This window comes from Pseudovibrio exalbescens DSM 16456, from assembly GCF_000422785.1.
Lineage (GTDB): Bacteria > Pseudomonadota > Alphaproteobacteria > Rhizobiales > Stappiaceae > Pseudovibrio > Pseudovibrio exalbescens.
In genome coordinates this window covers 66,004-87,347 of record NZ_AUGS01000017.1, presented here as the reverse complement: position 1 = coordinate 87,347, position 21,344 = coordinate 66,004, and the positions used below count along the sequence as shown (strand labels likewise).

Sequence of the window (21,344 nt, the reverse complement as noted above, 5' to 3'; positions counted from 1 at the left end):
TTGCGTTTCGACATATCTGATCTCCTTTTCTCGAAGACCAGCAGACAACAAATCGTAGCTTACGTCAGTGTCCGATTTTCGGGAGGTAGCTCAGTTACGATTACGCCGCCTAGTTAAAACAAAAAACGGGCAGGAAAGCGCTCCCCTGCCCGCCTTGCATAATGTACCGTTTGGCTGGATCAAGCGACCTTTTCAGCGGCGAACAGCGTGTCAGGTTCCAGCAATTTCTGGCCGGTCTTGACGATTTGAAGTTCGCGTGTGCCTTCATCCAGCGTTGTCTTGAGCACCTGATAAAGCGCAGAGACGGTACGGCTCAAGGCCTGATCGGCGCTGTAGCCACGCAATGTATTGCCAAGGAACAACGAGGCCAACATGTCGCCCGCGCCGTTCGGCGCAATCGGCAGCGGCAGGATCGGAGTTTTGACAATCCAGGCGCCTTCGCCCGTCACGACAAGCACGTTGATGCTGTCATCTGCGGTTTCCTGCACCAGCAAAGACGAGACAACAACGGTTTCTGGCCCCATGGCGCGCATTACGTGCGCGGCTTCAAGCGCTTCTGCCAGTGTCTTGATCGTACGCCCTGAGGCCAGTTCCAACTCGAACAGGTTCGGCGTAATGATATCGGCCTGCGGGATCGCCAGCGACTTGATCAGATCAGGAATGCTTTCCTGAACGAAAATGCCTCGACCCACGTCACCCATGACCGGATCACAACAATAAATGGCTTTGGGGTTTTCCTTGCGCACGCGGGCAACGGTATCAACCACCGCTTCCACGATCGGCGCGCCGCCCATGTAACCGGAAAGAACAGCATCGCACTTCGGCAGCGCCCCACGCGCCTCAATGCCATCAACCAGTTCACGGATCATCTCACCATCAAACACCCGTCCGGTCCAGGCGCCGTAGCCGGTGTGGTTGGAGAACTGAACCGTATGGATCGGCCACGTATCTTGCCCCATGAGCTGAAGCGGAAAGACAGCGGCAGCATTGCCAACATGGCCGTATGCCACGTGCGACTGAATCGACAGGATGCTCATGTAAAATAGCCCCTTATTATTCCTTGGCTTCTCAGAGGAACCGAGAAGACTCTCTACGAGAGTTTCGTCCTATCTGCTTTCCAGCTGAAATACCAGTCGATCTTGCTCAGTAAAATTACCGCGAAGTCAGAGTTCTCCAAAACTTTCACGAAGCAAGCGACGCATCCATGCGTGAGCCGGATCGTTGCGGTAGCGGCTATGCCAAGCCAGTTCCACCGGAAATCTGCCCAGATCAGCGGGCGGCGCCACCAGCTTGAGGCGCGGATCTTGCGCCAAACGCGCGCACACTCTGTTCGGCAACGTTGCGCAATAGTCCGTCTCCGCAATAAGGTCCGGTACCGACAAAAAATGGGTGAGCGACACGGCCAGATCTCGTTTCAATCCGACCCGATCCAGAGCCTGAAACAAGCCGGCCTTCAAATGCCCCGGTGGCAAGACATTGACGTGTTTCAACTGCTCAAACTGGTCTTTGGTCATTGGATCGCTCACTGATGGATGACCGGCGCGCACGACGCAGTGCAGCCCGTCATCAAAAAGTTTTTGCACAACCACATTGTCCGGCGGATCCACCACGCGCCCCAAAGCGAAGGCCGTATCGCCAGAAACAAGACCGCTCTCGGTAATGCTCGTGCCAAACGGAACAACCCGAATCGAGAGGCCCGGAGCCGTTTGTTGCAACCTGACAACCAGTTCCGGGATCAGAATGAATTCCACATAGCTATTGGCTGCGATGATGAACTGCCGTTTGGCATGCGCAGGGTCAAACTCCTGCTGTTCCTGAACCACGGCATCAATCTGCTGTAAGGCCTGTGCGATAATCGGGCCGATCATCTGTGCCTTTTCAGTAGGGCGCATGCCGTAGCGCTCACGTACAAACAAAGGGTCCTGCAACAGCAGACGCAACCGGTTCAAACTGTTGCTGAGCGCAGGTTGGCTGATGCCCAGGCGCTCTGCGGCGCGGCTGACACTGCGCTCTTCCATCAAGGCCACCAAAGATCGCAAGGCATTCAGATCATATCGCATAAATATCATTTATCTGAATATCTGAAATAAGAACAGCCTATTTGATGAATACCTATGGCCTTCTTACATGCACACCACCACCACAGACCCGTTGGAAGGAGGTCGTCATGAAGAAGATCCTGTTCGTACTGACAAGTCACAATTACATGCTGGATGGAACCCCCACAGGGGTCTGGCTAGAAGAATATGCCGCCCCCTACATCCTTTTGAAACAGGCCGGCTTCGACATTACCGTTAGCTCGGTCGCCGGCGGGACCGTTCCGGTTGATCCCAACAGCGCGCCAACGGACGAACAAAAGTCTCTGTGGGCTGACGCCATTGCCGAACTGGACAACACGCCCCCGTTCGACAGTTTTGATGCACCAGAGTTTGACGCCATCTACATGCCCGGAGGGCATGGCACGTCATTTGACATGCCATTCAACCAAAAACTGCATGAACTTATCTACAGCTTTGACGCTGCAGGAAAGATTGTCTCCAGTGTGTGCCATGCACCAGCGGTGTTCGGCGGCATGCGGGATGCTGATGGCGTGCCATTCGTCAAGGGACGCACCCTCGCCTCGTTTACCGACAGCGAAGAAGCACAGGCCGGTGCGACGGAGAATGTTCCGTTTCTCGTGGAAAGGCGCCTCAAGGATCTGGGCGCCATCCACCAACGCGCCGACGACTGGCAGCCCAAGGCTGTGCGTGATGGCAACCTGATCACTGGCCAGAACCCGCAGTCATCAGAGGCGGTTGCGGCTTTGATCAAGAAAGCGCTTGCCTGAGCCCACTCACGATGGGAATCCAGCGCGTAAAAACAAAAAGGCCGGGCAATCAGCCCGGCCTTTTCTCTTCAGTTGGCCTCAAGGGCCAAACTAAAGTGTCTTATACAGCCTGCAGGTTGCCTGCGGAGGACTTGCCAGAGCGGCGGTCCTGAACGATTTCGTAAGAAACCTTCTGGCCGTCTGCCAGCTCACGCATGCCAGCCTGTTCTACTGCAGAGATATGAACGAAAACGTCGTTTCCGCCTTCGTCCGGCTGAATGAAGCCATAACCTTTGGTGGGATTAAACCACTTAACTGTACCTGTTGCCATAGTCGCGAATCCTTTGTAGTGCGCGTGTTGACGGTGACCAAACCGGGTCACTTTCCGATCGAATTCTGGAAGAAAGCTTCGTCAGCTAGCGCACGAGGCGCGAGGCATAATAACGGCAATGCCAAAAAATCGATGTGGAACCTTTAGTCCGAAATCGTGACGATATCAAGAACAACTTTTGGGCGCCTTTTTCGTGGTGACGCTCACGTCACAGTGGCATGCGTTTGTCCAATAGCAGCTTCCCGCAGCGAGTTCTTCCTTTCATAACGGCTCGGCGCAGACCTTATTTTTTGTTAGGCTGAGCTTTCAGAAAATGCCGTGGCGGCAGCGAAAGCCCACTGCTTCCACGGCAAGACAGGGCCGAAAACCGATCAAAAGCATCGGGATAGGGGGAAACCCCACTAGATTTATCGAGGCACAGTCAAGAAATGTAGGAGCAAACAGCGGGTCCATTAGACGCTGCTAAAGAACTCAAGAACCACGGAGCGCAAGGATGCACGAAACATCACAGGAAGCAACGGCCCTCGCCGACCTTCCCGTTTCCCAGACCCCCGAAGTAGATTTCGTCCGCATCCGGATCGCAGGAGACTCTGGAGACGGCATTCAGCTCACCGGAAGCCGTCTTGCGGAAAGTGCCGCAAGGTTTGGCAACGACATTGCCACGTTCCCCGACTTTCCGGCGGACATTCGCGCGCCTTCGGGAACTATCTACGGGGTCTCAGCCTATTCCCTCAATATCGGGGAAACCGAGGTCCTCACCTTTGGCGATGTTTCCGATGCGCTGGTAGCGCTCAATCCAGCTGCGTTGAAGAAGTATATCGGCGAGTTGAAGATCGGCGGCCTTCTTATTATTGACAGCAGCAGCTTTACGGAGCGCGCGCTCGAAAAGGCCGGCTACGCGGCAGATCCCCGTGCAGATGGCACGTTGAGTGATTTTCGCCTGCTGCCCATCGACATTACCGAGCTGACGACCGCAGCACTGCGGGAAAGCGGCGTGAGCACCAAAGATGCCAAGCGTTGCAAGAACATGTGGACTTTGGGATTGATTCACTGGCTGTTCGAACGGGAGATCGACGGTGTTGAATCGTGGCTGAAGGACAAGTTCGCCAACAAGCCTGAAATTGCGGAGGCCAACCTGCTGGCCTTGCGCGCTGGCCACATGTACGGCGAAGTCGCCGAGCTGCCCGCAGAGATTTCCCGCTACCACATCGCGCCCGCTCCGCTGCGCTCTGGCGAGTACCGCACCATCAATGGCAACGAAGCCATGGCTTATGGCCTCTATGCTGGCGCAACACTGGCAGACCTTGATGCGTTTTATGGCTCTTATCCCATCACGCCCGCCTCACCCCTGCTCCACACCTTTGCCAAGTTGAAGGAACTGGGGGCGTTGTCCTTTCAGGCAGAAGACGAGATTGCCGCCATTGGCTCTGCCATTGGCGCCTCGTATGCGGGCCATCTCGGCATTACGGGCTCTTCGGGCCCCGGCATCGCACTCAAGACCGAAGCCCTTGGCTTGGCGGTCGCGACCGAACTGCCCCTGATCGTTGTCAACGTGCAGCGTGGCGGTCCGTCTACGGGCTTGCCAACAAAAACGGAACAGTCGGATCTCTTTCAAGCCGTTTTTGGGCGCAATGGCGATACTCCCATTCCCGTGATCGCAGCGTCTCATCCCGGTGACTGTTTCGACGTGGCGGTAGAGGCCGTCAAAATTGCCACCAAACACATGACACCGATCTTCATTCTGTCTGATGGATATATTGCCAACGCGGCAGCCCCATGGCGCCTGCCTGATCTGGGTGAAGGCGACTACGCACCGTTTCCTGTGACCAAGGCAACAGACCCCGACGGATTTTTGCCGTTCAAACATGATCCCGAGACGCTGGCCCGCCCCTGGGCTGTTCCCGGAACACCGGGCCTGATGCACCGTATCGGCGGGCTGGAACGGGAAGAAGGGCGCGGCAACATCTCTTATGATGGCGACAACCACCAACGCATGACCGAAATCAGGGCGGCAAAGCTGGACGCCATTGCCCGCGACCTCCCACCGCAAACAGTCGATTCAGGCGGGACATCAGGCAAGTTGGCTCTGGTGGGTTGGGGATCCTCATGGGGACCGATCCGGGTGGCGACACGCCGGGCAATCCTGAAGGGCAAACCGGTCTCTCATGTTCATCTTCGGCATATCTGGCCGCTGCCACCAAACCTGAAAGCATTGCTCGAAGGCTTTGACGAGATTGTCGTTCCGGAAATGAATAATGGCCAACTGGCCACCCTGTTGCGGGCCGAGCTGGGTCGGCCTGTACCTGGGGTTTCCTGCGTAAAGGGGCGCCCCTTCCTGGTGCGCGAAATAACCGACATCATCAATGACGTGATCGGAGGCTGACATGACCAAGCTAACGGTAAAAGATTTCGCTTCTGATCTGGATGTGCGCTGGTGCCCGGGCTGTGGCGACTATGCAGTACTCAAAGCCCTGCAAAAGACGCTGGCAGATGGCGGCTCGACATTGGAAGACACACTGGTCGTCTCTGGCATCGGCTGTTCATCGCGGCTGCCCTATTACATGGCGACCTATGGGTTTCACTCCATTCATGGCCGCGCCCCAACACTGGCAACTGGCGCCAAGTTGGCCAACCCGGATCTGGACGTGTGGGTGGTCACAGGCGATGGCGATGGATTGTCGATTGGCGGCAACCATCTTCTGCATGTTTTGCGCCGCAATGTTGACCTGCAGGTCGTGCTGTTCAACAACCAGATTTATGGCCTGACGAAAGGCCAGTTCTCACCGACATCCAAACAGGGCACCAAAAGCCCCAGCTCACCGGGCGGCTCGGTGGAAACCGGACTGAACCCTTGTGTTTATGCACTCGGCGCCGGAGGGCAGTTCGTGGCCCGCTGCATCGATACGCAGGCCAAGGTTCTGCAACCCGTTCTGGAAGCTGCGCAGGCGTTCAAAGGAACCGGTTTTGTTGAGGTGCTCCAGAACTGCGTGATTTACAACGACGGGATCTTTGATGGCCTGAAGGACAAGAAGACGGGCCCTGACCATACCTTGCATGTGGAACACGGCAAACCGATGGTGTTCGGCGTCAACCGCGACAAGGGACTGCGTGTTGCCAAGAGTGGTTTTGGGCTGGAAGTCGTAACTCTTGGTGACGGCTTAAAAGAAGAAGACCTGCTGGTTCACGATGAGAAAAATGTTCATCTGGCACAGGCTTTGGCCGCTCTCGGCGAAAACGACGGTGAACCCGTTGTGATCGGTGTATTGTATCGCCACGGAAAACACGAGTTTGTTGAAGGCGCCCGTCACGGGCTGCCAAAAACACCACTATCTCGCGATGAAAAGCTCAACCGCCTCAACGCGACCCTCCGCACGGCGGAGACGTGGCGAGTAGAGTGACATCGAACCGGCTCACCAAAGAAGAGATCAGAAGGCCCCATGCTAAGGGGCCTTCTTTTTATTATCTTCAGCCATGATGCCATTTAATTGCATAAAACGCTGTTTTTGTTTAATTTTAATAATCTATAATCGAGAAAAAGCGGAATTGGACGCCCATTATATTGATATATCTCTAATTAGGAGGAATTGGCGCGAAACTCCGAGGAATCTGCAACCAATTGGTGAGCCAATTTCATTAAACGCGTTATACTACACCTAGCGATGACACAAACCGTCCGCCAGGACTACCTCATGTTGTCGCCGAGTTTCAGAAAACCCAGTCTGACCGTATCACAGTATCGATATACTCTTTCTTCGCTCTTATCTGATGTGCGCGAAGTAAAAAAGATCATTGGGATACCGTCCCTTTGATGAGGTCTTTGGCATGCGGTTTTTTGATCAAGTTACACGCGGCATTCAATGAAAATATTATTGCCGCAGAAAAACGGTGTTCGGAATGAAAATAAAAAGCTCCTTTATCACGGTCGCTGCCCTTTTGATGACAACAACCGCCTTCGCTTCCGATCTGAGCTATAGCACGCCCTCGGAAGCCTCCATTTCAGTGGGCAGCATTGATTACTTTATTGAAGGCAAGAAAGGCCCCAGCGAAAAGGGCAATCAGGCTTGTGAAGACGGGCTGTTCTTCAATGATCACTACCTGGCGGTCTTCGATGGCGCGACTGACAAAGCGGGCAAAAAGTATGACGGGCGTAAAGGCGGCCGCGTTGCCAGAGACATCATTCTCAGTGTGTTCGAAACCCTGCCACCCAACACCGCTCCCACGGAAGTTCTGGCGAAGATCAACGAAGCCTATGCCGAGTTCTACGCTCAGCATCCGGATATTGACTACAAGAACGACAAGATCTACCGCCCAACCTCAACTTTGACGTACTATGATCTGGACAATGATGTGCTTGTCAGCGTTGGCGACTCCAAGGCACGCATTGACGGTGAAGAATACGGCGAACCTTCCAAGCTGGTTGATGATCTCAACGGTTATCTGCGCGCTTACGTGATCGAAAAACTCCAACTCTCCGATGATCAAATCCGTGAAAACGACTGGGGTCGTTACTACATCATGCCGTTGTTGAAGCGGCAGTTCGAGTTCCAGAACAACCCCGATGCGCCGGAGCATTTCCAGTTCTGGGCGATCGATGGCTTTGAAGTGCCGGAAGACAAGCTTCTGGTCTATGAATTTGACGAAAAGCCTGAGGTTATCGAACTGAGCTCCGATGGCTATAGATATCCAGAAGCAGCAAGCATCGAAAGCTATGAGGCTGATCTGGCCAAACTGTTGAAGGAAGACCCTCTGATGAAGAAGATCTCCAAATCAACAAAAGGCATCAAAGGGGACAACGTCAGTTTTGATGACAGAGCTGTCCTGATTTTCAATCGGAAATAAGCAGTTCAAGAGCTTCCCCTGCCGGCCTTGCGGGCCGGTTCGGGGAAGCTCCAAACAGAAACTTTGCTGACCAAAAGGTCGCAAAATCACCTTTGGCATAAAACTGGCGCGGTAAGATTACCCGTCCGTGCCAGCTTCTTCCTCGCTGCCATGGGTACCCTTCATGCGATCAAGCTGATCCTTGAACTTCAAACAGGGGTCGACTTCATCGACACGGCCGGTAAACCAGACATAATCATAAAGCGCTGGATCGAACATGGCGTAGTCCGTCACCTCGGCCACATCCCGTTGAACCTCAACCGGCGCAACACTGACTACGGTGCTGGTATCCTCTAGAAAATAAGGGACCCCCCGATCCTGGCGAGTATGACCAGTGCCAGCAATCAATACGGATCCCTTGTCGTTTTCCTGAGCGATGCGCATAAACAGCCCCATTGAGGCATCCTTCAGTCGCTGCATCCACACCAACGGTGCAACGCTTTCGCGTCCCAAAATACCGCAGTGAGCATCGACCAGTTCCGTTTCCAGACTGCCCAACTGGTCCGGGCGGTACTCTTGATCCCAGCGCATCCGCTGCGCGGTTTCTTCTGACGGTTCGCCACCATGGCCCACACGCACCAACAGCTCATAAGGAGGGCCACCGGGGATCATCTTGAAATTATGGGTCAGCGCCGCCTCTGCTATGGGCTGATACATCTGCCAATCGGGCCAGCCCCGGCCCTCCCAATCAAGCGCCTTTCCCAGATCACCAACGGTATCCAGTGTCGCGTCAGACAAGGTGTTCACCTGCTTGGGCTCCAGCATTTCGAAAACCACGAACATCTCTCGCCCACTATCCCCGAGACTGGCAATCAGATCGGCCTGAATGCGGTGATGGCGTGGATTGTCATGGCGCTCCCCGAGCAAGACATGATCCTTGTCTGCAATCCGCTGCTTCAGTTCATCCAGACTGATCTGCTCGCCTGCGCGCACGTCCCAGATTGTTTCGGCAAGAGGATGATCTGTCAGAAGCAGATTTTCCGTTCCCGGCTCGGCCGCCTGAGCAACCACGGCACTGCTCAATAAGGCCCCCATCATAAGGGCAGGTAAGCGCTTCATTTGTTTCTCCATGTTCTACGCAGGACATATTTGTCTTGCTTTTGTGTTTTCCTAGAATGTTGCTTTCAGGCCGAGCCAAAAACTCTGTGTTTTCTTATAGGGCTGAAAATTCCCCGCGGACCCGTTGCCCAACTCACCGAGCAGATTGTTAACCCGGGCCTCGACAATGGCTTGTCCGTATTGGGTCTCCGGCAACTTGTAGGTCAGGCCGGCATCAACCGTGACAACCGGGCGATAGAAGTAGTCTTCTTTCACATTGTATTCCTTGCCGGTATCGGGATGCGGAATACGCTTGTCGGACCCATTTTCCTGTGCTGTGCGCACACCTTCATAGCCAAGAGAAAAGTTGGCGCGCGACCAAATGGTCAGGTCATCATCGAGGAAGCGGCTTTGCATGGTGACATTGCCGCGGATCGGGATATCCAGATTACCCGTCACCTCATTGAACTCCCAAGGCTCGTAGAACCGACCCTTGTAGTAGGCACCACGGTCATTCGGATCGAGATTGCCTTCATCGAAATAATCTTCGGGGCCATAGCTGGAGGTTCGCTCTTGTTCCGACCAAGTAGCCGCAGCTGACAAGCCAAAGGAGTTCATCGGCCCGAAGTCGAGGCCACTCCACAATTTGGCGTACTCAATGCTGACGGACTGATATTGGCTGGTTCCATCATTGGAGAGCGTATACTCGCCGTACCCATCCTCTTTGCTGCGAGTGAACTGATCTCGCCCCTTCCGGTGCAAATAAGTGAGGCGAATGTTACCACCCAACAGTGGCTCCACCGCAGAAAGGCCGGCCGAGAACTCGTCGTTGTAAGGGGTACTCAAGTCCGAGGCGGTATATTTTGAACGACCACTGGTACTATGTTCGGTCCATCCGCGATCGGAAAACTCGTCATAGACTTTGCCATCCACGATATCACGCTTGTACATGACGAAATCAGGCATGGCGTCCGCAAGGGCGTAAACCAGATTGTTGTCAGCATAGTATCGCGCATATCCGGCAGAAAGCGTCACGTCCGGTAGTACTGTCACGCTGGCATGCAGACGCGGTGAGATATTGAGGTTGTTGAAGTAGTCATCATAGTCAAGGCGAGCGCCGGGCGTGAGCTTCCATCTGTCCAGGTCGATCTGATACTCCAACCAGCCATCAATGTTCGTCACATCAACGGTCGTGTCAAAGGCGCGGCGCATCCCCAAATGCTGGGCAAACTGATCGTCGTCGTAGCAGTAGGGATCGCCGGAACTGGCGCACTCGAACGGCCCCGATGCCTTGAAGTACGAATAAAACAGATCATTCATGTCCGGCGCATAAAACTTTGGCGAGCTGTAGTTCTGGCTGTCTGTATCGCGCCGTCGGCTGGCTCGGGTTTGCTTCACTCCAACGCCACCTTGAAGGGCGTTACCCCAAAGATCTGCGGTTACCTTTGCTTTGGCGCCGTACTGATGTTCATACTGAAGAAGATCTCCGGTGCTACCGGTCATGCACCAGACGGTCGAGTTGTTGCCTAGATCACGACAGTCTTCAACGCCAGGGCTCACATAGGTTTGGGAGGACATGCTGGTGTCCAGGTAGCTGAAGGACTTGTAGCGATGGATGGAAATGCCATCCCCATCGTCCCGCCGCCCCTGACGAGAGTAGGTGTAGTAAGCATCTGCGGTAACGCTGGTATTCTTGAAGAGCCCCAAGTTACCAAATTCTCTTTCGAAATTGACCTGATTGGTACTGCCGATGCCGTCTCCATAAGTCGGCTTCATCTTTGAGCGGCGCAGGTCGGTCTCATTCGCGTAAAGGGTATTGGTGGATTGCAGGGTGAGCACGCCCCAATCCTTGTCCATCTGAACCTTGAACAGGCCGGTATACTGATCGGTGCTGGTCTCTATCAGTTTGTCATCCACAAACTGCGGATCACGGGGGCCGGAAGTGCCGGCATGGCGATAGGCGAAGCTGGAAAGAACCGAAATGTCAGGGGCCAAAGGCCCGGACAGATAGGCCGCGGCATCCATTTTCTCCGCATTGGGCTTTGCTATACCATAGGTGTTCTCGCCGCTTTCAGTAGCGACCTTGTAGCGCGTCCAACTGGAGGCAGTGCCATTGACCTCCACGCCACCTGTCCACTCACTTGCACTGGGCGTCATGGTTGTTTGTCGAACAACCCCACCCTGGAAACGCCCATGTTCAGCAGAAATGTCATGGGTTTGCACTTCGACGCTTTCAATGATGGAGGACGGCACGAAAATGCTTTGAGAATGCAGGTTATAAAGACCGTCAAAATCCGGCATATACTGATCTTCAAGAGTACCGCCGTTGTTTTCCTGCCCGCGTCCTGCCGTGTTGATCTCAATGCCGTCGAGCATGAAGTTGTTATCGTCTGGACGCGCTCCACTGATGGATATCTCGGCTGGCCGCAGATCCTGTTCTCTGAAATTGGAAGTTCCCGTATCGTCGTTGGTGTGGTCCTGCCATTGCACATTTGGCAGCGTTTTGAGGACTTCGTTGATGTCTGCCGAGCCGCCAGTGCGCATTTCGATCTGCTCCCGATTCATGGAGGTCGTTCCGGTGCCTTTTTCAGAGCTGATCAGGTCTTCAAATCCGGAGAGATCAGAACGCACCACAATAGGATCCAGTTGAACCTCATCGGGCTGCTCGGCATGAGCGGGAAACGGGATGGACAGGATCGTCGAGCACAGCAGAGCCTGTGCCCAACGGTAGTAGGGGCTACCGAAGTGCATGCTTATTTCTCAATTGGCTACGTGCAGGCAAGCTGCATGGTGTCAAAGGGAGATAGCTGGAGAGGTCATGATTGCAGGTTGCGTGTCGCAGCCAAGAACCCCGATCTGGCTCAGTGGCGACGTTCTATAATACCTGAATTAATTACTCAAGTTTTAAACTGGGAAAATTTGCCAATAATGTGGCAAAAGTCGATCTGGCTGTATCGATACATCCATATAATATATTGTTTTAATGGAATATTTTTAAATTCCGGACAACTGCCAAGCACGGCAAAGGTTATGCGCATACCACTTAAAGACGTGCGAACCTGAATCCGACTCACCTTTTACATCATCCCGAAAACAGCAATCGAGCGTTATTATGTGCTTTGCGCAACCCAGTCTTCGGCACTGGTAAGGTCCGATGTCGGAAAGAAACGAACCTCGGCCTTGGTGAACCGGCCAAAGATACGTTGCGCCAGCCGTTGCCATGCCTCATTCCCTACCACGGCGACTTTCTCCGGTGCATGGCGATGCTCACGGAGCAAACTCACATGTTGGCCCAGAGCGCTCAGGCTCTCCCAACCGTCAAACTCGCTCAAATCAACCAAGAGCCGTATTTTGCCGTGCTCGGCAATAAAGCGGGTGAGATCTTCCTCTGCGTGTTCGTAGGCACTGGGCTCGAGCTTGCCAATCAGGGATACATGGAGCACGGGACCGCCAAGCGGGTCCAGATGGATGGATCCAAGGCTTTCGGAGAGCCAGCGCCGGGCATCGTTCAATTCGTTCAGGTCAAACATCATGACAGGGCACGGGAACATGAACGAAATCGCCTTGATGGCACCGCGCAACCAAGGAATTTCGGTGACCACAGCGATGCGGTCGAATCCTTTCCAATGGTCGAGCCCCAGTTTGGTGTCTGCCCAAACTGCCTCAAAGGCATAGCCCTCGAACTCATCGCCCATCACACATAGAAGTTTGACACGCTCGTGCTCGGCCAAAGCGTCCTCTATCGCGGGCACCAGAGTGTTTTTATAGTCTTCGGAAGTTATTTTCCCGGTGAAGTGAAACTCAAGTGTCCCTTCCGGGCGGCCTTCTTGCTGCGTGATCATGGGGCGAGGTCCTGCACTCTTATACGTGTTGGGCTTCTGGGGCCTTCGCCTTAGCAGAAGCACCAATCTTCCATATCGTCAACAAGATGGTGCAGAATTAGGTGAACGTCAGGTTGCACCCTTTTGATATCCGTTGGCCGCATTTCGCGGAAAAGCTCCCGGCGGAATGCGGCCAAAGGGCGTTCAGACGGCTCAGCCATCAAGGTACGGCAATCACGCGCCCTTGACTGTCTCGCTCCTTGCCGCAAATCAGGCGGATAAAGACAACACATGTGTGGATCATGTCGATGACGAACAAGGCCATCGCCAACACCACCAACCCCGACGACGCCTCCGGCATACCAAACAGGATTATGGTCCAACCAAGGAAGAGGCAAAGATCGAACAGACCGTGAAGAATGTTGCCCAAATAGAAATGGTGCAGTCCTATCATGCCAAACACGCCGCAAAGCGAAACAGCTACCCCATATCTTTTTGGACTGACAGCTTCTCCATTGTGGGAATGCCCCTGTGCTTTTGGCTGAGGGGCACCGCATTTTGGACATGTGTGCGCCGTAAACGCGATCTTGTGACCGCAATAGGTGCAAAAGCTCCAACCAGAATGGGTTGGAGCCTGTCCTGAATAGCTCATCGTTTCAGCGGCAAGCCTTGCTTGTCCTTGAACGAACCAACAATGATCATGACCAGGTCAATGAGTGTCCAAATACCCAGACCGCCAAGTGTCAGGATCATGAGAATACCGGTGCCGACCTTGCCGACGTAAAAGCGGTGAACACCCAAAAACCCAAGGAAGAAGCAGAGCAATGCAGCTGCTACCATGGACTTTTCAGAGGTACCCTCACTAACGAGGCTGTTGGGCGCACCACACTGTGGGCAAGACGGGGCCGTACGGGCCATTTTATGTGCACAAGTACTACAATAAATCATGTTTTCAGCAGCCACTGCCACTTCGGACAGTTCTTCGGTTTCCTTGATCATTTGGAAAACTCCAATCGAAATATTCAATACGCTCCAGCAGAGCCTGATCCGCGCTAGCTACCATAGGGTTTTCGCCTACTAAAGCGCGAAGTGACGCAGCGACGAGGCAATGGAGGCCAAACCCTGCAAAAAGCTGGATATCCCAGCGGTATATATCAGTTGAAAAGTACAATCAAAGCACGAATCGTGCGGCTAACCTATATTAGCGCTCCATCATCTACCGTTGTTTCCTTGTCATTACTTAAAATTGGATAGATTTATTGGGGCGTAAAACCAAATCGAATTTCTTTGGTTATTCGTTCAATTTGGCCCCGCGAGCCACATTCTGCTCAGGTGTCTTTCACCAATTGTTTCGGTCGGCGTCTTTTCAATAACCCACGGCAAAACCAAGATGACCGATGACCCCGAACCAGACGGCCTCATGTTCCAACACTGCCATAGCCCGCAGTCGCACCTCACAGCACATTACAAACCACTCCTCTGCTCCAGAGGAGCCCACTGATCTGAAGTCTTCGTCCCATGACTACTCATCACCGAACTGGGGCACACGGCTGCATGCCATTGCCAGCGAACGAGGCTGGACCAAGCAGTTATCGCTGGCGAGCGCGTTAAACGTTGACGTGAGCACAGTCTCACGTTGGCTCAAAGGCGGGCAAATCTCACTAGATCATCTAATCCAGCTCAGCACATTACTAGACGTTTCTCTGGACTGGTTGGTTCTTGGTAGAGGCACACCAACCAACCACCGATGCGAGCAGGAAGCTTATGGCCCCGCATGCCCCCAAAATGCGGACCAGCAATCACCTTAGCGGCAAAGCGCGCTTTTTATCCGCAATTTAATAGTGCTTCACGCAATGGGTTTGCGTGAAACGCAAGCGTTTTATGGTTCCCCTTTGCCACTTGTGGTGGTGTCATGAGAAAAAACAATAACAAGGACACCGCTGTGCCCGCAAAAACACCCGCTTACTACAATCCAGTAGTGTACCAGCACTTACAGCAGCTACCTTACGACCTGCATCCTTTGCAGATGTTGCTGCCGCCACTGTCGGACACGGTAAAGACTTTCAGAGGGGTGACCAGCGACATTGCCGCCATCTCCGCGCAACTGCGGCATATCGCTGGTGAAGTGACGAGCATTGAAAGTCTTTTGAGTTTGGCAGACGAAGTGCCGGTAATTGGCGAGATTACCGCTGCGTTGCAGGGTGTTCTGCCGGAAATAACCGCCACTATCGATGGCTTGACTGAAACCATGACGGCCACCATTGATCCCATTGTCATTCCGCTTAAAGCTGTTCTTGATGCTCTGACCAAGGCGCTGGATATTCTTGCTGACTTTGTGGACGATGCCGCAGATTTCGCAGGTGACTTCGCACAGGCCTACGGCTTAATCGGACTGGTTGAAACTGTCCTTATGGACATCGGCCATCTTTTCGGTGTCGGCAACCTGCCTGCTGGCGTTGCCGACTTCGAAAGCACCATTGGGACCGCATTGCGGCTCACCAATACGGACCTGATGCCGTTGGCATCGGCAATCGGACAGTTTTCTCGCGCACTGCCCCCCTTGAGCGCAACCTTGAGAAATGATCTGAACAAGGTTCAGCCTGCTCTTTTGGCCGTAAAGCAGGATCTGGACACTCTTCTTGGCAAGCTCAAAGAACTCACCGAACCCCTTCGTGCTGCAGAAAACGCCATCCCTGGCGGCGCGGAACTGTCACAGTGGATTGAAGACGGTGCCGAATGGGTAACTGAGAAGATGGGGGCTTTGATCCCTTCTGCTCTGAAACGTCATGTCCTAGCGCCACTCGAACATGACGTTCTAAGGTGGCTGGATCTTACGCCCCTTGAGGTTGCCCTCAAGTCCATAAACCTGTCGGGCCTGCAAGCCCATCAGCAAAACATTACGCCAGAACAGGCCAGCACCGCCCATCGTCGCTGGCAAGTCATTGAACACGCCTTTCATCAAGCCGACCTTGATCCGGTAACCCGTGCCCCGCAAGAGCTTTGGCACTTGTTGCTGGCCCAATTGACATCCGCCCCCCATGGCGCAGCCCTGAGTGCAGCACAGGCACGGAGGCGGCACCCATGACGCGCACCACACGCCCCGCAGCTACATCTCCAGACCGGCAGCAAACAAGACAGGTTATTCGGCACTATTATAACGGCCTGATCCGGATTGCGTTTCTTGTGTCCAGCCAAAATATCCAAACGCCGATCGGCATGGCACGGCTGCGCACGGAACGGGACCTTTTGCTGGCCCATCCGTTGCTCCAATCTGCGGCCCCAACCAGCCCTACCCTTCAACAGTTGCAGGCCTGCAGCAAGCAAGCGCACCAGCTCGCCCAAAGCATGGCGCGCAACTTGCGGCCCGTCACGTTCGGAAAGCTGGGTGCAACAGCCTTGATTTATTCATTGGCACCTGACTCCGGCTCCGCCGCCACAAACGCCCTTCAACAGGGTTTGATGCGGCGGATCGAACCGCTGTTTGCCGCGCGCACCCTCGCGCGTGGCCTTGTTCCACCGCCGCACGGCGGAGCCGACCAACCTCCACCAAAACCAACAACAACGCCAGAGGTTTGACATGCAACCACAATCACAACCCCGAATGCATTCTCAGTTTCAAACGGGCTATGATCCCTACACCGCCGCCCATACGGAGGAGACCCGCAAAAACCCTCGACATGATGGTACTCCGTCGATCGGAACGCCTGTCCATGAGAAGGCGACGAACAGCTCTTCCAGCCCGAACGTAGAGGAATGGCGGTCAATCAAAAACGATCTGGACATGGCCAAGAGCGTCCTTGACGAAGCGTGGACCATCGTTCCAAAGCTTGTGCCGGCGGGTGAAGCGCGCGAAATCACCATTGCTGTTTTGTTGGCCCTGCGCGATATCTGCACGGATGTAGACCAGCAATTGGCACAAGCCCTTGCAGGCCGTCAAAAGCCACCGGCGTCCATTGAAAGCATCATCTCAGAAGCCCTCGATAACGTGAAATCGGAGAACATGATCCTGCACTTCGCCTTGCCATTGCTTGGCAAGCTTGCCGGTATGCTGATTGGTAAAATGCATCTTTCACCGTATTTGCAAGCCGTGCTGGTTGGGATCTTGCACGGTCTGGCGCAACTACTTCAGGAGCCTGCCCTGCAAAAAGATCTGGATCATCTACCCGGCATCAGCGAGTTGGAACACTTTCTCGGCGCCGGTGCCCAGCATCCCGTTTGACAGCCAAGTCCCGGCGACACGTCGCCGGGCTTCACTCCCGCGCGTGCGTGGTATCACGTAAGATAAACAGTCAAGTTGCAACTCATTGGCATCAGGAGCATTGTCGCCATATTAGATTAATCTAATATGCATCTTTGGAGCTCCCATGTCTGTCGCACCCCACTCCGCCCCCTCCGAAGGACGGCTTGCGCACTTCCCGATTTCGTTTTTTGCCGTTGTAATGGGCCTCAGCGGATTTGCCATTTCATGGCATGCCATTGGCTGGCCGCTGACCGAAACAATTTGCTGGATCTGGAATGCTCTCGCCTCCGGCGTCTTTATTGTTGTTTCCGCCCTGTATCTGACCAAAATCCTACGTTATCCGGCCCATGTGACCGCGGAACTACACCATCCGGTGAAACTCAACTTCTTTCCCGCGTTCTCCATAAGCCTCCTTCTGCTATCGATCCTCTGGAAAAGCGTGCCAGCCTTATCGCTCGGCCTCTGGACGGCGGGCGCCGTCGTTCAGATCGTGCTCACCCTCTATGTCATGCGCAGTTGGATCCACAAGCCGCACTACACCATGGATCACGTGAACCCCAGTTGGTTCATTCCCGTTGTCGGCAACATCATCGCCCCAATCACGGGCAGCCATCTCGGCTTCATGGAGATTAGCTGGTTCTTTTTCAGTATCGGGCTATTGTTCTGGCTCGTTCTGTTCACGGTCGTTCTGTACCGCCTTTTTTTCCATGAGCCACTGACACCCAAGTTAACGCCAATGTTGTTCATCTTGCTGGCGCCTCCGTCAATTGGTTTCGTCGCCTATACCAGCATGGTCGGAGAACTGGATATCTTCGCCCGCGTGCTTTACTACAGCGCCGTTTTCATCGCTCTGGTCCTGTTGACCAGCGCAAGCACGTTCATTCGGTTGCCGTTCTTCCTGTCTTCCTGGGCCTACTCATTCCCGTTTGCAGCACTGACTATCGCCACCATCAAAATGGGTCACCTTCATGGGCACACGATCTTTGTGCTGCTGGGAAGTGGGTTGATTGTTCTGCTCACGGCACTGATAGCGCTGTTGCTTGGTCTGACCCTGCGCGCAATGGCTCGAGGTCAGATCTGTGTTCCTGAGTGAAAACCACTCTACTTCATCATCACGGTCGCGGGGCCTCTTCAGCAAAACAGGGCAGATATCCCGCATTCAATAATAAGTACAACTGCGCGCCGTGGAACCGACGATCGGGCAAGATAAAAAGCGGAAAACTATATTGAAAACAAGAAGAAGTGAGCACACATCGGGTCTAATGACCTGAGTCTTTTTGAGGGACTGCTTCATCCGGACGCATTGCCGTCCATTCTACTTATGATAGGTGGCGCGGCACGCTTATCTGAGCGATGATATATATAACGAAATAACCCCCCGGACCTTCCAACCGGGGGGTTACCTTCATTCCACGGCCCTTCCAAAACCGTGGCGAAGCACCTCTGGTTCCTCTATGTGGAGACTTGGGCAGGAGGAACCAGAGGATCTCTTTTAGCCAGCAATGGCTTTGTTCTTTGGTTCGTGGGCATCTTCAAGAACGTTGATCTTTTCGCCGTAGACCGGACGCAGCGCCTTGACGACATCCATCCGGGTCACAACACCCACAACCGTATCACCCTTCATGACCGGATACTGGTGCGGCCGGCTTACAATGGCCTTTTTCGCACGATCTGCCAGAGGCAGGCTGGTCATTGCAGTGGCATAACCCATGCCGGTGGTCGGGTAGAGGGTTTCCTTGTCAACCGCCAGGTATTCAGCCAGTTGCAGAACGCTGTCATCAGCTTCCACGGTTTCCACTTCCCGACGCATCAGATGCTGCACCTGACGGTCGGCTTCCGGCATGTAGTCGTTGACCCACAGTTCAACCAGAACATCCTGGACAGAGAAGAAGCCGAGCAACTGCTTGTCCTTGTCGACAACAGGGGCGCCGTTCAGGTTGGCGTCAAGCAACAGGTCCAATGCGTTGCGAACTGCCAGGTCGGGAGCCAGAGTGATCGGCTCGTTCTGCATGATGGTTTCGATGAGCAGGTTATCTTTAAGCATCTTGATCTCTCCAGTCGGTGCGGCTTGCTTGTCGAAAAGGCGCATGATCTGCGTCTCAGGATATTTCGGTTTGGCGAACTGATAGATCCGCCAGTTGCTGAGGCCGACCAGTACCGCGCCCCCAACGATGTTGCCGAGTGTCACAGGGATCAGGTTCGCAACAATGAAGTTGTAGACCGTCAAGTCGCTGAACTGTCCGGGTGTGGCCCCGACCGCCTCCCAGAATTCCGGGGTGGCGAAGTTTTGAATTACGATCCCCAGCGGAACCATGAACATGTTGGCAACGCTGTGTTCGAAACCGGTGCTGACAAACATGGCCACGGGGAGGATCACCATCATGGCTTTCGTCAGCATCTGCGTGGAACTGAACGTCATCCAGATTGCCAGACAAACCAGCATGTTACACAGAATGCCGAGGGCAAATGCCTGGATCGGCGTGTGGTGCAGCTTGTGCTGAGCAATCATGAGGGCATTCAAACCCCACTGCCCGTGGTCGAGTTGGTGAAGGCCAGCCAATGCAACCAATAGGAGTAGTAGCATGGCTCCAAAGAAGTTGCCGACATAGACCTTCATCCAACCCTTCACCATCTTGGCCGTCGAAATCTGTCGGTTGGCCCAGGCAATCGCTGAGAGGACGGAACTTGTAAAAAGTTCGGCTCCGCAGATGACCACCAGTATCAAGCCCATACTAAAGGCAAAACCTCCGGCGACCCGACTTAGCCCCCACCCAACAGCGTCGCTGCCGGTGGTGATGGTGATGTAGAAGACGAATGCAAGGCCGATGAATACGCCAGCCATGACTGCCAGTCCGAGGGTCATGGCCGTAGGCTTCGAGGTTTTGGAGGAAGCGTATTGCTCGGCTTGTTGCATCATCTCCAACGGACTGAACTGCGTGAGTTCAACCACTTTCAGTTCAGATGCCATACAGCTCTCCTTTCTGTCTCAGAGAGCCGAAGCGACGCTTGGACTTATGAAAAGCTGCGTGCATAACTCGTTGATCTCCTTCGGGTTAGCGCTCCGTTTGCGCTTGGGATGACCCCACTAAGCCCGAACCCGACCGGCAAGTAAAATTGATTGTTTTTTAGAAGGGTTTCAGTAGAATTGATGGACCATGCGAACATTGGATCCGACGCTCTGCCTCGTATCGGAAGCTCACTCGGGCACTTAGGAAAACAAATAAATGCGCTATTCGTTGAAGCAATTGGCGGTATTTGACGCCGTTGCAAGCAGCGGCAGCGTCAGTCAGGCAGCTGATAAGCTGGCGTTGACCCAGTCAGCAGCCAGCATGGCGTTGTCGCAGTTGGAAAAAACGCTGGGACGCCCCCTGTTCGAACGACAGGGACGCGGTCTGGTACTGACGCACTGGGGCCATTGGCTCCGGCCGCGAGCAAAACAGCTCTTGTTCGATGCCAAGGAAATCGAACTTGGCTTTTATGATCAACACCTTATCAGCGGGGAGATCTCCGTCGGCGCCAGTCAGACCGGCGCTGAGCACCTTGTGCCAGATCTTATCAGCAATCTTGATAGGGAATTTCCGGAGCTCCGCATCAATGTGGAGGTCCATAATACGGAAAAAGTCACTCAAGGCGTGCGCGAGTTCCGCTATGACCTGGGCATCATCGAGGGCCGGTGTGACGACAGCCGATTGCAGCAAGACATTTGGTGCCACGATCACCTTGTCATCGTTGCCTCAAAGCACCACCCCTACGCGGCCTATGAACGGGTCAGCCTGACGCAGCTGGAGCAAGCAAAATGGGTACTTCGCGAGCCGGGATCAGGCACGCGCGCCATCTTTGATGCGGCCTTGTTCGGCGTCATTGATGACCTTGATGTCTGGCGAGAATACGAGCACGTGCCCGTGCTGCGTTCCCTGATCGCAAACGGCCCCTATATCAGTTGCTTGCCCTATCTGGATGTCATCAAGTTTATTGAAAGTGGTGAGTTCGTCGCGCTGAACGTTCCAGAGATTCAGATCGAACGTCCTCTGTCATTTGTTTGGCGCACAAATGCGGAAGAAAACCCCCTGAAAGAGGTGATTATTCGCGAGGCCAAGCGGATGATCAAACACAGCCGCATCAAGATGTGACAGGCGCGTATTCTATCAGATGTCCTGATACAAGGCTCATGGATTTGATTGATATATCTATACCAAATTGATGATATCAGAGAAGATCTCATAAATATCT

19 protein-coding genes are annotated in these 21,344 nt (G+C 54.0%); 10 read left to right on the top strand and 9 right to left on the bottom strand.

Annotated features, from left to right (window positions below):
* Positions 1-179: 179 nt before the first annotated feature.
* Positions 180-1,037 carry a pyridoxal kinase PdxY gene (gene pdxY / locus G512_RS0112430; RefSeq protein ID WP_028482008.1) on the bottom strand — a complete coding sequence of 286 codons (858 nt, stop codon included), beginning with the start codon at positions 1,035-1,037 and terminating at the stop codon, positions 180-182.
* 126 nt (positions 1,038-1,163) lie between these two features.
* Positions 1,164-2,060 (bottom strand): LysR family transcriptional regulator, encoded by an 897-nt coding sequence (locus G512_RS0112425; RefSeq protein ID WP_028482007.1) that lies wholly within the window; start codon positions 2,058-2,060, stop codon positions 1,164-1,166.
* 107 nt (positions 2,061-2,167) lie between these two features.
* Between G512_RS0112425 and G512_RS0112420 the strand changes: the two genes are divergently transcribed.
* Entirely contained in the window at positions 2,168-2,827 is a 660-nt protein-coding gene (locus tag G512_RS0112420) for a type 1 glutamine amidotransferase domain-containing protein (protein ID WP_028482006.1), read from the top strand.
* Positions 2,828-2,927: 100 nt separating this feature from the next.
* Here the strand turns inward: G512_RS0112420 and G512_RS0112415 are convergent, their stop codons facing one another.
* Positions 2,928-3,137: a cold-shock protein gene (locus G512_RS0112415; RefSeq protein ID WP_028482005.1), complete on the bottom strand. Its 210-nt coding sequence runs from the start codon at positions 3,135-3,137 to the stop codon at positions 2,928-2,930.
* A 493-nt stretch (positions 3,138-3,630) separates the two neighbouring features.
* Between G512_RS0112415 and G512_RS0112410 the strand changes: the two genes are divergently transcribed.
* From G512_RS0112410 to G512_RS0112400, 3 genes are all read left to right on the top strand, one after another.
* Positions 3,631-5,520 (top strand): 2-oxoacid:acceptor oxidoreductase subunit alpha, encoded by a 1,890-nt coding sequence (locus G512_RS0112410; protein ID WP_028482004.1) that lies wholly within the window; start codon positions 3,631-3,633, stop codon positions 5,518-5,520.
* Between the two features lies 1 nt (position 5,521).
* Positions 5,522-6,535 carry a 2-oxoacid:ferredoxin oxidoreductase subunit beta gene (locus G512_RS0112405; RefSeq protein ID WP_028482003.1) on the top strand — a complete coding sequence of 338 codons (1,014 nt, stop codon included), beginning with the start codon at positions 5,522-5,524 and terminating at the stop codon, positions 6,533-6,535.
* A gap of 496 nt (positions 6,536-7,031) precedes the next feature.
* Positions 7,032-7,976, top strand: a complete 945-nt coding sequence (locus tag G512_RS0112400) for a hypothetical protein (RefSeq protein ID WP_028482002.1) — start codon at positions 7,032-7,034, stop codon at positions 7,974-7,976.
* Positions 7,977-8,093: 117 nt separating this feature from the next.
* On the opposite strand, the gene G512_RS0112395 is transcribed toward G512_RS0112400, so the two are convergent.
* The 5 genes from G512_RS0112395 to G512_RS0112370 form a co-directional block, all read right to left on the bottom strand.
* Positions 8,094-9,074, bottom strand: coding sequence for a ChaN family lipoprotein (locus G512_RS0112395; RefSeq protein WP_036489712.1), 981 nt, complete (start codon positions 9,072-9,074; stop codon positions 8,094-8,096).
* A 51-nt stretch (positions 9,075-9,125) separates the two neighbouring features.
* Complete coding sequence (locus G512_RS0112390) at positions 9,126-11,804, bottom strand: TonB-dependent receptor plug domain-containing protein (protein WP_028482000.1); 2,679 nt, start codon at positions 11,802-11,804, stop codon at positions 9,126-9,128.
* Positions 11,805-12,163: 359 nt separating this feature from the next.
* Positions 12,164-12,895, bottom strand: coding sequence for a SpoIIAA family protein (locus G512_RS0112385; protein WP_028481999.1), 732 nt, complete (start codon positions 12,893-12,895; stop codon positions 12,164-12,166).
* Positions 12,896-13,094: 199 nt separating this feature from the next.
* Positions 13,095-13,526, bottom strand: coding sequence for an NINE protein (locus G512_RS23145; protein ID WP_028481998.1), 432 nt, complete (start codon positions 13,524-13,526; stop codon positions 13,095-13,097).
* Positions 13,523-13,873 (bottom strand): TM2 domain-containing protein, encoded by a 351-nt coding sequence (locus G512_RS0112370; RefSeq protein ID WP_051269294.1) that lies wholly within the window; start codon positions 13,871-13,873, stop codon positions 13,523-13,525. The genes G512_RS23145 and G512_RS0112370 overlap by 4 nt, the downstream gene beginning before the upstream one ends.
* 398 nt (positions 13,874-14,271) lie before the next feature.
* Between G512_RS0112370 and G512_RS22425 the strand changes: the two genes are divergently transcribed.
* From G512_RS22425 to G512_RS0112345, 5 genes are all read left to right on the top strand, one after another.
* Positions 14,272-14,682 (top strand): helix-turn-helix domain-containing protein, encoded by a 411-nt coding sequence (locus tag G512_RS22425; RefSeq protein ID WP_073833071.1) that lies wholly within the window; start codon positions 14,272-14,274, stop codon positions 14,680-14,682.
* A 104-nt stretch (positions 14,683-14,786) separates the two neighbouring features.
* Positions 14,787-15,959 carry a hypothetical protein gene (locus G512_RS0112360; RefSeq protein WP_143181358.1) on the top strand — a complete coding sequence of 391 codons (1,173 nt, stop codon included), beginning with the start codon at positions 14,787-14,789 and terminating at the stop codon, positions 15,957-15,959.
* Positions 15,956-16,450 (top strand): hypothetical protein, encoded by a 495-nt coding sequence (locus G512_RS0112355; protein WP_028481995.1) that lies wholly within the window; start codon positions 15,956-15,958, stop codon positions 16,448-16,450. Before G512_RS0112360 ends, G512_RS0112355 begins: the two co-directional genes overlap by 4 nt.
* 1 nt (position 16,451) lies before the next feature.
* Positions 16,452-17,093, top strand: a complete 642-nt coding sequence (locus tag G512_RS0112350) for a hypothetical protein (protein WP_143181359.1) — start codon at positions 16,452-16,454, stop codon at positions 17,091-17,093.
* Positions 17,094-17,238: 145 nt separating this feature from the next.
* Positions 17,239-18,207, top strand: a complete 969-nt coding sequence (locus G512_RS0112345; RefSeq protein ID WP_028481993.1) for an SLAC1 anion channel family protein — start codon at positions 17,239-17,241, stop codon at positions 18,205-18,207.
* Between the two features lie 399 nt (positions 18,208-18,606).
* On the opposite strand, the gene focA is transcribed toward G512_RS0112345, so the two are convergent.
* The gene (focA, locus tag G512_RS0112340) at positions 18,607-20,082 is read right to left on the bottom strand and encodes a formate transporter FocA (RefSeq protein ID WP_036489708.1); all 1,476 of its coding nucleotides are present in this window, start codon (positions 20,080-20,082) and stop codon (positions 18,607-18,609) included.
* A gap of 256 nt (positions 20,083-20,338) precedes the next feature.
* Here focA and G512_RS0112335 point away from each other — a divergent pair, with 256 nt between their 5' ends.
* A complete protein-coding gene (locus G512_RS0112335) occupies positions 20,339-21,244 on the top strand; it encodes a LysR substrate-binding domain-containing protein (RefSeq protein ID WP_028481991.1) in 906 nt (301 codons plus the stop codon).
* The last annotated feature ends 100 nt before the right edge of the window (positions 21,245-21,344 follow it).

What these genes read in the sequence shown, in the direction of transcription:
- pdxY (WP_028482008.1), bottom strand. Translation starts at nt 1,037, where the DNA reads ATGAGCATCCTGTCGATTCAGTCGCACGTGGCATACGGCCATGTTGGC.
- G512_RS0112425 (WP_028482007.1), bottom strand. Translation starts at nt 2,060, where the DNA reads ATGCGATATGATCTGAATGCCTTGCGATCTTTGGTGGCCTTGATGGAA.
- G512_RS0112420 (WP_028482006.1), top strand. Translation starts at nt 2,168, where the DNA reads ATGAAGAAGATCCTGTTCGTACTGACAAGTCACAATTACATGCTGGAT.
- G512_RS0112415 (WP_028482005.1), bottom strand. Translation starts at nt 3,137, where the DNA reads ATGGCAACAGGTACAGTTAAGTGGTTTAATCCCACCAAAGGTTATGGC.
- G512_RS0112410 (WP_028482004.1), top strand. Translation starts at nt 3,631, where the DNA reads ATGCACGAAACATCACAGGAAGCAACGGCCCTCGCCGACCTTCCCGTT.
- G512_RS0112405 (WP_028482003.1), top strand. Translation starts at nt 5,522, where the DNA reads ATGACCAAGCTAACGGTAAAAGATTTCGCTTCTGATCTGGATGTGCGC.
- G512_RS0112400 (WP_028482002.1), top strand. Translation starts at nt 7,032, where the DNA reads ATGAAAATAAAAAGCTCCTTTATCACGGTCGCTGCCCTTTTGATGACA.
- G512_RS0112395 (WP_036489712.1), bottom strand. Translation starts at nt 9,074, where the DNA reads ATGAAGCGCTTACCTGCCCTTATGATGGGGGCCTTATTGAGCAGTGCC.
- G512_RS0112390 (WP_028482000.1), bottom strand. Translation starts at nt 11,804, where the DNA reads ATGCACTTCGGTAGCCCCTACTACCGTTGGGCACAGGCTCTGCTGTGC.
- G512_RS0112385 (WP_028481999.1), bottom strand. Translation starts at nt 12,895, where the DNA reads ATGATCACGCAGCAAGAAGGCCGCCCGGAAGGGACACTTGAGTTTCAC.
- G512_RS23145 (WP_028481998.1), bottom strand. Translation starts at nt 13,526, where the DNA reads ATGAGCTATTCAGGACAGGCTCCAACCCATTCTGGTTGGAGCTTTTGC.
- G512_RS0112370 (WP_051269294.1), bottom strand. Translation starts at nt 13,873, where the DNA reads ATGATCAAGGAAACCGAAGAACTGTCCGAAGTGGCAGTGGCTGCTGAA.
- G512_RS22425 (WP_073833071.1), top strand. Translation starts at nt 14,272, where the DNA reads ATGACCCCGAACCAGACGGCCTCATGTTCCAACACTGCCATAGCCCGC.
- G512_RS0112360 (WP_143181358.1), top strand. Translation starts at nt 14,787, where the DNA reads ATGAGAAAAAACAATAACAAGGACACCGCTGTGCCCGCAAAAACACCC.
- G512_RS0112355 (WP_028481995.1), top strand. Translation starts at nt 15,956, where the DNA reads ATGACGCGCACCACACGCCCCGCAGCTACATCTCCAGACCGGCAGCAA.
- G512_RS0112350 (WP_143181359.1), top strand. Translation starts at nt 16,452, where the DNA reads ATGCAACCACAATCACAACCCCGAATGCATTCTCAGTTTCAAACGGGC.
- G512_RS0112345 (WP_028481993.1), top strand. Translation starts at nt 17,239, where the DNA reads ATGTCTGTCGCACCCCACTCCGCCCCCTCCGAAGGACGGCTTGCGCAC.
- focA (WP_036489708.1), bottom strand. Translation starts at nt 20,082, where the DNA reads ATGGCATCTGAACTGAAAGTGGTTGAACTCACGCAGTTCAGTCCGTTG.
- G512_RS0112335 (WP_028481991.1), top strand. Translation starts at nt 20,339, where the DNA reads ATGCGCTATTCGTTGAAGCAATTGGCGGTATTTGACGCCGTTGCAAGC.